Source organism: Actinomycetospora succinea (assembly GCF_004363095.1).
GTDB classification, from domain to species: Bacteria; Actinomycetota; Actinomycetes; order Mycobacteriales; family Pseudonocardiaceae; genus Actinomycetospora; species Actinomycetospora succinea.
Genome location: NZ_SNYO01000010.1, coordinates 162172 through 174170 on the forward strand (window position 1 = coordinate 162172; position 11999 = coordinate 174170).

The window sequence follows — 11999 nt, forward strand, 5'->3', positions numbered from 1 at the left end:
TCAGGTCAGGTGCCGGGCGAAGAACCGGTCGGCGTCGTCCCCCTCGAACTCCGGGACGCCGGTGTGCCCGCCCGTGTTGGCGTGCAGCGTCTTCTCCGTCGAGCCCAGGGCGTCGAACAGGTCGAGGGCCATCCGCCGGTCGTTGCCCTCGTCGTCCCACTGCAGCAGGACCAGCAGCGGGACGGTGACCTGCCGCGCCTCCTCGACGATGCGGCGCGGCACGTAGCTCCCGGCGAACAGGAGGGCGGCCGCGAGGCGCGGCTCGACCACCGCGAGCCGGACGCCGACGGAGATCACCCCGCCCGCGTACCCGACCGGTCCCTCGATCCCGGGCAGCGCGAGCAGGGCGTCCAGGGCGGCCCGGCACTCCGGGACCGCCTGCTCGACGAGCGGCAGGACGAGCCGGTCGACGATCTCGTCGGCGACCGGCTCGCCGGCCTGCACCGCGCGGCGCAGGTCGGCGCGGGCCTCGTCGGCGACGGCGGAACGGGGCCGCTCGCCGCACCCCGGGAGCTCGAGGGTGGCCGCGGCGTAGCCCTGCGCCACGCAGCGCCGGGCGCGGGCCACCAGCCGGGGGTACATGCGGGACAGCCCGCCGGGGTGGCCGAGCAGGATCAGGGGTGCGGGCGCGGACCCGGACGTCCACAGGACGCCGGGGATCCCGTCGAGGATGAAGGTGCGCTCGTCGACGCCGTCGTCGAGGCGCCGTGCCGCGGTGAGGTGCATGGTCGTGCCCTTCGGGAGCTCGGACGGCGCTCCCGGACGACCTATCGCCCGACCGTGGCCCCGGAAGGGAGCACCCACGTCGCAACGGTCACGGGTACCACCTCCTCGCTCTCGGCCACGGCCCGGACGAAAGCTAGCAGCCTCAGGCGGGCAGCGGCTCGGGCATCTGCACGCTGTCGACCAGCCGCTCGAGCGCCGTGGCGTCGCCGGTGAGCACGAGCTGGCCCTGCGCCTCGGCGTCGGCGATCGGCAGGCCCATGTGCACCACGCCGGCGAGCGTCGTCGGCGAGCAGCGCACGGTGACGTCCGCGCCGGACACCTCGCCCCGCTCGATGTCGAGCTCGCCGTGGGCGAGGTGGACACGGAACGGCTGCTCGTCGAGCACGAGCTGCAGGGTGACGTCGACGTCGGCGGCGCGCTCCGGGACGAACAGGGTGCGCAGCGACAGGATGAACGAGTCGACCTTGATGCTGTCCGCCTCGGGCAGCGAGCGGGCGGCCCAGCGGCCCAGCGACTGGAGCACCGGCTCGAGCTCCTGGCCCCACTCGGTGAGCTCGTAGACCGCCGACGCGGCGGGCGGGGGCAGCCGGCGCCGGCGCAGCACGCCCGCGTCCTCGAGCTCGCGCAGGCGCTGCGAGAGCACGTTCGGGCTGGCGTGCGGCAGGCCCGCCCGCAGGTCGGTGAAACGCTTGGGACCGAGCACCAGCTCGCGCACCACGAGCAGCGCCCACCGCTCGCCCACGAGGTCGAGCGCGTGCGCCGCGCCGCAGCCGTCGAAGTAGTCCCGTCGTGCAGCCATAGCCGCACCCTACCACCGGATACGTCTACCGACCCGGTAAGTTGCTTTGTAGGACCATCACGATCCGTGCCCGGCCGTGACGACGCCGTGCTCCCACGCGAACGCGATCAGCCGCGGGCGGTCGGGCATCCCGAGCTTGTCGAGCACGCGCCCGAGGTGGGTCTTCACGGTCGTCTCCCCCAGGTGCAGGCGCGCGGCGACCTCGGCGTTGGACAGCCCGCGGGCCACCTCGGTCAGCACCTCGGTCTCACGCGCGGTGAGCGTCGCGAGCTCGCGGGGCGGCTCGCGGCGGGGTCGTCCGCGGGCGACGGCGGCCACGACCCGCGGCACGACCGACGGGTCGAGCGCGCCCTGGCCCGCCGCGACCCGCCGCACGGCGTCGAGCATCTGCTCGGGCGGGGCGGTCTTGAGCAGGAAACCGGCCACGCCCGCGCGCAGCGCCGCCTCGAGGGTCTCGTCCTCGTCGAGCGTGGTCAGCACGAGCACGCGGGCCGGTGACCCGGCCTCCGCGAGGGCGTGCGCGGCGCCGATGCCGTCGAGCCCGGGCATGCGCACGTCCATGAGGACCACGTCGGCGCGGGCGTCGAGCGCGACGCGGACCGCGGCCCGCCCGTCGGGGGCCTCGCCGGCGACGACGAGGTCCGGCTCGCCCTCGAGCAGCATCCGCAGCCCGGCCCGCACGAGGTTCTCGTCGTCGGCGAGGACCACCCTGATCGGTGTCGGGATCGGCGCCTCGCTCACGCGGGCACCGCCGCGGCGGCGAGCGGGAGGACGGCCTCGACGCCGTACCCGCCGCCCTCGCGCGGGCCGGCGTGCAGGGTGCCGCCGAAGAGCGCGGCGCGCTCGCGCATGTGCAGCAGGCCGTGGCCGTCCCCGGCGTCGGCCGCGGCCGCGCCGGCGCCGCGGTCGAGCACCGCGATCCCGAGCGCCTCCCGGCGGTGGGTCAGCACGACCTCGGCGTCGGCGGTGCCGGCGTGGCGCAGGACGTTGGTGAGGGCCTCGGCGACGATCCGGTAGGCCGAGGTGTCCATCGCCGGGGCGAGGGGCGTGGGGTCGCCGTCGTGGCGCACGGTCACGGTGAGCCCGACCCGCCCCAGCTCGGTGACCAGCGCGTCGAGGCGGGTGAGCGAGGGCGCGGGGTCGAGGGGGTTCCCGTCCTCGGACTCCTCGCGCAGCGCCCCGACGACGCGGCGCAGCTCGTCGACCGAGCGCCGGCCCAGCTCCTCGACCGAGCGCAGCACCTCGCCCTCCGGGGTCTCCTGCAGGCGCCGGCGCAGGACGCCGACCTGCAGCGTCATGACGCTGACGGTGTGCGCGACGGCGTCGTGGAGCTCGCGGGAGATGCGGGCGCGCTCCTCGACCACCGCGAGGCGCCCGGAGCGCTCGCGCTCGGCGGCCAGGGCGGCGGCGAGCTCGCGCAGCTCCGCGCCCCGGCGGCGTTCGCGGCGCAGCAGCCAGCCCAGGGTCCAGGAGCCGCCCATCGTCGCCGCGAAGAACACGAACTCGAACAGGGACTCGCCGTCGACGACGATCGACGCCGCGGCACCGAGCCCGGCGACCGCCGCCCCGAGCGCGCTCCAGCGCGGGCGCAGGCGCAGGGCGCCGTAGGCGATGAGCACCATCATCGTGATCAGCGCGGTGCCGCCGATGCCCGGGGAGTCGGGGGTGAGGAACACCTGGAACGGGAAGCTCACGGCCGCCGCGACCACCCCGACGGCGGGCAGGAACGGCGCGGCCGCGGCGCCGGCGATGAGCACCGCCATCGGGAGCAGGACGCTGCCGAGCGAGGCCTCGCGGTAGGTCAGGGCCTCGACGAGCGAGGCCGCCGTCACCAGCGCGGCGCCGCCCACCGACATCGCGACGCGGACGGCGAGCGGGCTCATCGCGCGGACGCTAGGCCGTGGCGTCGTCCCGCGGGTCCTCCCACGGGACGACCCGGGGTGGACCAGCGGAGGATCATCACGGACCACAGACACGATCCGTGATCGTAGGCGGCTTCCTAACCTTCTCGTATCGCTCGATGAGAGCAATGCAACCACGAGGAGCCACCGCCATGAGCACCGCCACCGACCGCACCGACGTCATCGCCACCGCCGCCCCGTCCGCCTCCGGGAGCCCCGACGTCTCCGGCTCGCCGGCGTTCGTCCGCGCCGCCGCCGGTCTCGCCCTGATCGCGTTCCCGGTCCTGTTCACGGCCGGCATCGCCACGTCACCACCCCAGGCGTCGGACGCGTCGCGGGACTACGTCGCGAGCCTGGGCGCCGACCCGTGGCTCACCGCGCTGTCGGCGGGGCTGCTGCACTACTCGTGGGTGGCCTTCGCGCTCGGCGTCCTGGCGATCATCGGGCTCGTGCGGGGCCCGCGGGGCCGGGTGGTGGTGCCGCTCGCCGCGATCGTCACGTCGTTCTCGGCGATCCAGCTCTCCGGTCTGCTGGCCTACGACTGGTTCATCGGCGCGGCCGCGAACACCGTCCCTCTCGACCAGGCAACGACGATCTTCGACACCGCCGTCGCCGACCCGTGGGTGTCGACGTGGCTGGTCAGCGGGCGCCTCGTCGGCTTCGTCGGCGTCCCGCTCGTGATCGCCGCGCTCGCCCGCGCCGGCGTCGTCAGCTGGTGGCTGCTGCTCGCCCCGGTGATCGGGTTCGCCGGCTTCTTCGTGCCCGTCTCGTTCGGCATCCTCGCCGGCATGGCCCTGTCGGTGGCGCCGATGATCGTGGTCGGCGCCCGCCTGCTTCAGCGCGCCTCGGCCCGCGTGCGCCGCGAGGAGCTCGCCGCGGCCTGAGACCCGCCCCCTGAACGAACGAACGGCGCTCTCGCTGCTCGCGTAGCAGCGAAAGCGCCGTTCGTTCGTGTCGTCGCGGGAGGGCTCAGGTGCCCGGCGCGATGAAGAACTCGAGGGCGATGTTGTCGGGGTCGCGGAACGAGATGCCCGACCCGTAGTGCGCCTTCTTGATCCCGCCGTGCTGGATGCCCAGCGAGTCGAGCTTGTCGCGCCACTGCTCGAGCTCGGCGGTGCCCGACAGGCCGAAGCTGATGTGGTCGAGGCCGGTGCGGCGCTCGTCGGCGCGGTCTTTCGACTCCTTGCCCATGTGCGTGTGCAGCCCGAAGAGCGAGCCGCCGTCGAGGGCGTACACGACGTGGTGGAACTCGCCGCCCTCCTCGTCCTCGGTGAGCACCGGCTCGGCGCCGAGGAGCCGGGTGTACCACTCGGTGCTGCGACCGATGTCGGAGACGGTGATCGCGACATGCTGCAGGCCGGGGAAGGCCATCGGGGCTCCTTTGCCTCGTACGGGGTCGGTGGCTAGTCGTGGTGCTGCCACTGCGGGGCCCGCTTGGCGAGGAAGGCGGACATGCCCTCCTGCGCGTCGCAGGTCATGGCGTTGGTCGCCATCGTCTCGCGCATCTGCTCGTAGGCGGCGTCCTCGGGCAGGTCGACCTGCCGGTAGAACGCCTCCTTGCCGATGCGCAGGGTGACCGCGCTGGCGTCGGCGACCTTGGCCGCGAGCGCGCGGACCGCGCCGTCGAGCTCGTCGGCCGCGACGACCTGGTTGACCAGGCCCCAGTCGGCGGCCGTGGGGGCGTCGATCGTCTCGCCGGTGAGCAGCAGCTGCATCGCGCGCTTGCGCCCGATCGCGCGGGTCACCGCCACCATCGGCGTGGAGCAGAACAGCCCGATCTTCACGCCGGGCGTGCCGAACACCGCGCCCTCGGCGGCGACCGCGAGGTCGCAGGCGGCGACGAGCTGGCACCCCGCGGCGACGGCCACGCCCTGCACGGCGGCGATGACGGGCTGGGGCACCGCGTGCAGCGCGGTCATGAGGTCGGTGCAGACCGCGAAGACCTCGCGCTCCTCGTCGAGCGTCCGGTCGACCATCTCGGAGAGGTCGTGGCCGGCGGAGAACGCGGGGCCCTCGGCGCGCAGCACGATGGCCCGCACGCCCTCGCGGTCCGCGACGTCGCGCAGCGCCGCGGTCAGCTCGGTCATCGTGGCGACGGACAGCGCGTTGCGCCGCTTCGGGTTGTCGAGCGTGAGCACCGCGGTGGGTCCGTCGACCTCGACCCTGACGGCGCCCGGGGTGACGGTGGGATCGACGGCCGTGGTCGCGCTCATGCGTCCACGTCTATCAGTCGTGCGCGACGGGGGCCAGATCGAGACGGCCCCGACGACCCTGTCCGACCGGACAGGTCAGTGGGGCTCGAACCGCATCCAGATCGCGCGGCGCTCCTCGTGGGTGCGGGCGTGGTCGACGGCGGCGAGGCGTCGGCGCTGCTCGTCGTCGGCGCCGCCCTGCGCCAGCGCCCGCTCCGCCTCGGCCATCGCGAGGTCGGCGTCCGCCTCGGCCTGCGAGGACGGGCGCGGCTGGCGGTGGGCGTCCTCGGGCGCCTCCGCGGCGTCACCGTGGTCCTCGGGATCGTCGGGGCGCCGCTCCTGCTTGTACGGGTTGTCGGGCGGGAGCTTCGCCGAGGCCCGCCCGTAGGCGCCGGTGAACAGCAGCACCATGCCGGCACCGATCGAGAAGAAGACGTTGGGCAGGCGGAACGCCAGCAGGTTGTAGGGCGTCCCGATCAGCCACAGGTTGACGAACGCCGAGACGAGGAACAGCGTCCCGACGACCATCATCACGGTCGACGCGAGGCGGCCGCCACGGATGGCCGCGGCGACGAGCACCACGGCCGTGACCAGCGAGATCGCCGACAGCGCCCCGTTGGTCGACAGGCCCAGCAGCGGCGTGCCGGTGGTGTCGAAGAACGACAGCCCGCCGACGAGCCCGAGCACGCCGAACGCCGCGATGACGAGCGCGACGACGACCGCGCCGACGCGGTGGATCCGGACGACGCCGCCCGAGCCGGTGCTCATCGCTCGTCCCGCTGCTCGGCCTCGCGCCGCGCCTCGGCGCCGGTCTCCCCGGCGTAGCCGGGGTCCTGGCCCGCGGCGCGGCCGACGAACACGTCGGTGTCGCCGGTGCCGGTGACCGAGCCCCGGTCGCCGCGGTGCTCGGTGTGCGCGCCCCCGGTGGGACGGGAGGCGGCGGTGCGCGGGTCGTGCCCCGCGTCGGACTCGGTGGGCTGCGTCGCGGTGGACGGGCCGACGGGCCCGGTCTCGCCGGTCAGGCGGGCGCGCCAGCGGGCGAGGGTGTCGGCGAGGGACATGCGGGTGCTCCCGGGAGGATCAGTCAGGGGGTCGAGGGCTGACCCAGGAGCATCGGCCGCACGCGGGCGGCCGAAACGTCACCAGCGGTGGGCCGCCCGGTGCCCCGCGTCGAGGTAGGCCGGGTCCAGCCACGGCGGCACCTCGGCGGGGACCTCGACGTCGGCGGACTCACCGCGGAAGGTCACCGTCGCCCGGTCGCCGTCGAGGTCGACCTCGACGTGCTCGAGATTGCGCGGCTCGCCGACGTCGTGGCCCAGCGCCGCGCTGGCGAAGCCCCGCAGCAGCGCCGAGTGCGAGCTCGCCAGCGCCACCGTCCCGGGCGCCTGGGCACGGACGCCGGCCCAGGCGCGGTACGCGATCACCTGGGGCGGCTCGAAGTGCAGGTCGGTGGAGACCATCCAGCGGTCGATCGGCCCGCCGGCCTTGGAGCCCGCGCCGAAGTCGGTGTCGAAGCGGTCGAAGGCCACCGCCCAGTCCGGGCGCTCGCCCTCCAGCCCGATCCGGTGCTTGGCGACCCCGGACGACTCGCGCGCCTGCCCCCCGTAGAGGAACTGCAGGCTGTCGAAGCGGGCGTCGGTCACCAGCTCGCCGATCTCGACGCCGCTGTCCGGGCCGAGCTCGGCGAGCAGCACCTCGCGCAGGAGCACCGCGGTCGCCGTGCCCCGGGCCGTCGGGGCGTGCGGCATCGCCACCCGCGTCCCCGGGGCGAGCACCGCGGCGAGCTCCTTGCCCTTCGCGCGGCACTGCTCCTCGCCGAGCTCGGTGAGCCCGACGTCGTCGAAGTAGCCGTGGGTCTCGCCGTGGCGGATCAGCAGCACCCGGGTCATGCCCTCCACCCTGGCGCGATCACCGCCGCGGGCGCACGGCGGGTTCCGCGCTGCCGAACGAGGGGGCGAACGGCTCCAGCTCCACGTCGGCCGGTGTGCGCGCCCCGGCGAGGGCGAGCGTGAGGTCCAGCTCGGCGAGGACGTCGCGCACGACCTGGGCGACGCCGGCCGCCCCCGCGATCGCCAGCCCGTAGACCCAGGGACGCCCGAGGCACACCGCGGTCGCGCCGAGGGCCAGCGCGCGGGCGGCGTCGGCGCCGCTGCGCACCCCCGAGTCGAGCAGCACGGGCGCGCGCCCGTCGACCGCCTCGACGACGCCGGGCAGCGCGTCGAGCGTCGGCACCGACCCGTCGACCTGGCGCCCGCCGTGGTTGCTGACCAGCACCCCGTCCACCCCGTGGTCCAGCGCGCGCCGGGCGTCGTCGGGGTGCAGGACGCCCTTGAGCACCACCGGCAGGCGGGTGCGCGAGCGCAGGGTGGCGATGTCGTCCCAGGAGAGCGTGGGGCGGGAGTAGACGCGCAGGAAGGTCTCGACGGCGGCGCGGGGCAGCGGCGAGCGAAGGTTGTCGGCGAACCGGCCCGGGTGGTGGCGGCTGATCTCGAGCAGCGTCCGCACCGCCGCGGGTGTGGGCCGCGGACTCGCCCGGCGCGGACCATCCGCGGTCTCCTGCGCCAGCCGCGCGAACACCGGGTCCGACGTGTACTGCGCGATGCCGAGGCCGCGGGCGAAGGGCAGGTGCCCGAGGTCGAGGTCGCGCGGGCGCCAGCCGAGCGTCGTCGTGTCGAGGGTGACGACGACCGCGCCGGCACCGGCGGCCTCGGCGCGCTGGAGGAAGCTGTCGACGAGGTCGTCGGAGGTCGACCAGTAGAGCTGCGACCACCAGCCGGCCGTCGCCCGTGGCGCGATCTCCTCCATCGGGAAGCCCGCCTGGTTCGACACGATCATCGAGACGCCGGCGTGCGCGGCGCCCTCGGCGACGGCGAGGTCGGCGCGGCGGTGCACGAGGTCGGTGGCGCCGATCGGCGCGAGCAGCAGCGGGTGCTCGTGGCGGCGGCCGAACAGCTCCACCGACGTGTCCCGCTCGCCGACCCCGCGCAGCATCCGCGGCACGATCCGCCACCGCTCGAACGCCGCCCGGTTGGCGCGCACGGTCTCCTCGCTGCCCGCGCCGCCGGCGACGTAGGCGTGCGCCCGCCGCGACATCACCCACCGCGCCCGGCGCTCCAGCGCCGGGAACGCCGTCGGCACCGCCGGGCGGCGCCCGGTGATCCCCGCCCGGTACACCTCGTCCTGTCGCACCCGCCCGCTCTGGCTCACGGGACCCATCCTCGCGTGCCCTGCCTGTTCCAGCCTGGGGGCCACGCTTGCGTTCGACGTCAGGAAATCCGCATCCTCGCGCGGCACACCTGCGACCCGAGGGAGACACGTTGAGCGGGACGACGTCGGCGGAGCTCGAGGCCACGGTCCGGGGCTACATGGACGCCTGCACGTCCGGCGACGCCGACGCGGTCGCCGCCCACCTCGCCGGCAACGCCCGGCACTTCTTCCCGCCGGACATGTACGACGGGCCCTGGGTCGGCGCGCGCGTGATCGCCCAGCGCTGGGCCACGGCGGTCCGCGAGCGCGGGTCGTCGTGGACCGTCGACGCCATCGTCGTCGACGAGCCGCGCCGCCAGGCCGTCTGCGAATGGACCCACCACAAGGGGTCGCTCGGGGTGATCCTGCGTGGCGCGGAGTGGTACGAGTTCGACGACGACGGCCTCATCACCGAGATCCGCGCCTACTACGCCTCGCCCCAGGCCTCGGGCTATGAGCGCCTCGAGCTCGGCGGCTTCGAGTACGCGGAGCGCGGCTACCCGTACCCCTGACGAGGGGTGCGGCGCCGTTCGGGGACGACACCGAGCTCGCGCGCCCGGGCCGCGGCCTCGCGGCGGGTCCGCACCTCGAGCTTCGCGAGGATCGCCGAGACGTGGTGGTCGGCGGTCTTCTCGGAGATGACGAGGCGGGCGGCGATCTCGGCGTTGGTGAGGTTCTCGGCCAGCAGGCGCACCACCTCCACCTGCCGGTCGGAGAGGCCGGCGGGGTTGGCGCGGGTGGCCGCGTACGGGCCGCGCGGGATGTGCGACACGCCGAGCGCGCGCAGCCGCTGCCGCGCCAGGCGCGCGGCGGGACGAGCGCCGAGCCCGTCGAGGATCCGCAGCGCGCGCAGGGTCGGGTCCGGCGCGCCGGAGTCGAGCAGCTCGAGCGCCTGGTGGTACGGCGCGCCCTCGGCCTCCCAGATCGCGGCCGCGGCGGCCCAGTCGCCGCGGATGCCGGCGGCGTGGACGGGGCGCGCGCCGTCGGGCACGTCCACCGCCGACCCGAGACGGCGACGCCACCGCGCCAGCTCGCCGCGGTCGTGCTCGCGGCCCGGGCGGGCGGTCAGCTCGTCCAGCCGCGCCAGCGCCTCGTCGGCGTCGGACGGGCGCCCGGCCAGCCACGCCGTCTCGATCTCCACGAGCCCGGACGCCCACCAGATGTCGTAGCACTCGGCGCGGGCGGCGAGGTCGCACGCCCACGCCCGGTGCGCCGCGGCGTCGTCGTCACCGCGGCGCGCGAGCAGGCGGGCCAGCGGCGGGAGCGCGTAGCGCAGGGAACCGCGCTCCGGCTCACCCCGGACGCCGGCGATCCCGCGCAGCCCGGCGATCGCGCCCTCCCAGTCGCCGTGCACCGCCCGCAGGCGGTACCCGACGGCCTGCCACGACGTCGCGAGGAACCACGTCTCGAGCTCCTCGGCGTAGGCGATCGCCTCGTCGAGGTGGCGCCGGCACTCGTCGTAGCGCGCGAGGGCGAACAGGTCGAGGACGAGCAACCCGTAGGCGATGAGGGTGAACGTGTGGGCCCCGGCCGCCCGGGTGGCGGCCAGGCCGTCGCGCATGAGCTCGAGGCCCGCGTCGTGCTCGCCCCCGATCAGTCGCGCCCGGCCGAGGCAGGTCAGGCTCATCCCGAGGTGCTCGGGGGTGCCGGTGCGCTCCGCCGAGGCCGCGGCCGCCTCGGCGGAGGCGAGGACGTCGTCGCCCCCGACCATGGCCAGGAGCACCGAGCGCCACAGCAGCGCGTAGGTCCGGGCCGGCGTCTCCGGCACCGACTCGAGCAGCGCGACCGCCCGCGCCAGGCTCGCCTTCGCGTCGGCGGTCAGCGCCAGTGACCACTGCGCGGGCCCGAGCACGATCAGGGCCTCGCCCAGCCCGACGACGTCGCCGAGCTCCTCGAGGATCCGCACCGCGGCCAGGCCGTGCTCGAGCGCCTCGGTCGGCTCGTCCATCGCCCAGAGCGCGTCGGCCAGCTGGTGGCGGGCCGCCGCGACGTCCGCGGCGGGCACGAGGTGCTCGCGCGCGAGCAGCAGGCGAAGACAGCCGACGACCTGGCCGTAGCTGCCGTCGCGGGCCGCCTGCGCCGCCGCCCGCGGGGCGATCTCGACGACCCGCTCGTCGTCGGCGGCCTCGACGGCGTGGTGCAGCACGCGGGGAAGGTCGACCCCGTCCCGCGCGAGGAGGGCCTCCAGGACCGCGGTGTGCGACCGCATCCGCTCGCTCGCGGGCAGCGCGTCCTCCACCGCCCGGCGCGCCAGCTCGTGCCGGAACGCGACCGCGTCGGGGCGCACCTCCAGGACCCCGCGACGCTCGGCCTCCGCGAGCACGGTGAGGTCGCCGACCAGCGCGCGGGCCAGCGGCAGCTCGACCTGCGAGGGCACGACGGCCAGCTGCTCGAGCGCGGTCCGGGTCGCCGGCGGGAGCCCGTGGACCCGGGCCATCACGGCGTCGGCGACGGTGAGCGGCACGGTGTCGTCCCCCGCGTCGTCCCCCGCGGCGAGGACCTCCGTGACGTAGAACGGGTTGCCGCCGGTGAGCGCGAACAGCTGGACCGACCGCGCCCCGGCGAGCGCCGCCACCGCCGCGTGCGAGAGCCGCGGCACCACCACGCGGCGCACCGACGTCCCGGCCAGCCCGCCCAGCAGCCGCTGCGCGGGATGGTCACGACCGACCTCGTCGTCGCGGTACGAGACCACCAGCACCGCCGACGTCCGCTCGATCCGCCGGGACACGTAGCGCAGCACGTCGAGGGTCGCGTCGTCGGCCCAGTGGACGTCCTCGACGACGAGCACGGTCGGGCGGTCCCCGTCGACGAGCTCGGCGAGCACCCCGACGAGCACGTCGTCGCGGCTGCCCTCGGCGAGGAGGCCGTCGAGGCGCCCGGAGTGCCCCGCGAAGGCGTCGCGGACCGCACCGAGCGTGCGGGGCGTGACCAGGTCGTCGCACGCCCCGACGAGGACCCGCGTGCCGGCCGGGACGCGGTCGAGGAACGAGCGGATCAGGCTCGTCTTGCCGATCCCCGCCTCGCCCGCGAGCAGCACCACGCCGCCGTGCCCGCCGGAGGCGGCCGCGAGCGCGGCGTCGAGGGCCTCGAGCTCGCCGGCACGCTCGAGCAGGGCGGTGCTCACCCCGACGATCG

Annotated in this window: 13 protein-coding genes; 2 read left to right on the plus strand and 11 right to left on the minus strand. The window is 75.7% G+C overall.

Translation table 11 applies throughout. From position 1 onward, the window contains the following. The 4 genes from EV188_RS26045 to EV188_RS26060 form a co-directional block, all read right to left on the minus strand. Complete coding sequence (locus EV188_RS26045) at positions 1-726, minus strand: dienelactone hydrolase family protein (protein WP_133829236.1); 726 nt, start codon at positions 724-726, stop codon at positions 1-3. Between the two features lie 142 nt (positions 727-868). Then, on the minus strand, positions 869-1525 hold the full coding sequence (locus EV188_RS26050; RefSeq protein WP_133829237.1) for a winged helix-turn-helix transcriptional regulator: 657 nt from the start codon (positions 1523-1525) through the stop codon (positions 869-871). A gap of 57 nt (positions 1526-1582) precedes the next feature. Then, the gene (locus tag EV188_RS26055; RefSeq protein WP_243742006.1) at positions 1583-2266 is read right to left on the minus strand and encodes a response regulator; all 684 of its coding nucleotides are present in this window, start codon (positions 2264-2266) and stop codon (positions 1583-1585) included. Next, on the minus strand, positions 2263-3408 hold the full coding sequence (locus EV188_RS26060; protein ID WP_133829238.1) for a sensor histidine kinase: 1146 nt from the start codon (positions 3406-3408) through the stop codon (positions 2263-2265). The genes EV188_RS26055 and EV188_RS26060 overlap by 4 nt, the downstream gene beginning before the upstream one ends. Before the next feature lie 170 nt (positions 3409-3578). On the opposite strand from EV188_RS26060, the gene EV188_RS26065 reads away from it, so the two are divergent. Beyond that, positions 3579-4310, plus strand: coding sequence for a hypothetical protein (locus EV188_RS26065; protein WP_133829239.1), 732 nt, complete (start codon positions 3579-3581; stop codon positions 4308-4310). A gap of 85 nt (positions 4311-4395) precedes the next feature. On the opposite strand, the gene EV188_RS26070 is transcribed toward EV188_RS26065, so the two are convergent. The 6 genes from EV188_RS26070 to EV188_RS26095 all read right to left on the minus strand — a co-directional run bounded on the left by EV188_RS26070 (position 4396) and on the right by EV188_RS26095 (position 8825). Then, positions 4396-4797 carry a VOC family protein gene (locus tag EV188_RS26070; protein WP_133829240.1) on the minus strand — a complete coding sequence of 134 codons (402 nt, stop codon included), beginning with the start codon at positions 4795-4797 and terminating at the stop codon, positions 4396-4398. Positions 4798-4829: 32 nt separating this feature from the next. Further along, positions 4830-5639, minus strand: a complete 810-nt coding sequence (locus tag EV188_RS26075; protein WP_133829241.1) for an enoyl-CoA hydratase — start codon at positions 5637-5639, stop codon at positions 4830-4832. A gap of 75 nt (positions 5640-5714) precedes the next feature. Continuing rightward, entirely contained in the window at positions 5715-6386 is a 672-nt protein-coding gene (locus EV188_RS26080; protein ID WP_133829242.1) for a DUF4383 domain-containing protein, read from the minus strand. Further along, positions 6383-6679 (minus strand): hypothetical protein, encoded by a 297-nt coding sequence (locus EV188_RS26085; RefSeq protein WP_243742007.1) that lies wholly within the window; start codon positions 6677-6679, stop codon positions 6383-6385. The genes EV188_RS26080 and EV188_RS26085 overlap by 4 nt, the downstream gene beginning before the upstream one ends. Before the next feature lie 78 nt (positions 6680-6757). After that, positions 6758-7507: a histidine phosphatase family protein gene (locus EV188_RS26090; RefSeq protein ID WP_133829243.1), complete on the minus strand. Its 750-nt coding sequence runs from the start codon at positions 7505-7507 to the stop codon at positions 6758-6760. A gap of 19 nt (positions 7508-7526) precedes the next feature. Then, complete coding sequence (locus tag EV188_RS26095; RefSeq protein WP_243742008.1) at positions 7527-8825, minus strand: alpha-hydroxy-acid oxidizing protein; 1299 nt, start codon at positions 8823-8825, stop codon at positions 7527-7529. A 110-nt stretch (positions 8826-8935) separates the two neighbouring features. On the opposite strand from EV188_RS26095, the gene EV188_RS26100 reads away from it, so the two are divergent. Beyond that, positions 8936-9376, plus strand: coding sequence for a nuclear transport factor 2 family protein (locus EV188_RS26100; RefSeq protein WP_208114378.1), 441 nt, complete (start codon positions 8936-8938; stop codon positions 9374-9376). Here EV188_RS26100 and EV188_RS26105 read toward each other — a convergent pair. Beyond that, complete coding sequence (locus tag EV188_RS26105) at positions 9361-11988, minus strand: ATP-binding protein (RefSeq protein ID WP_133829245.1); 2628 nt, start codon at positions 11986-11988, stop codon at positions 9361-9363. The genes EV188_RS26100 and EV188_RS26105 overlap by 16 nt on opposite strands. Between the last annotated feature and the right edge of the window lie 11 nt (positions 11989-11999).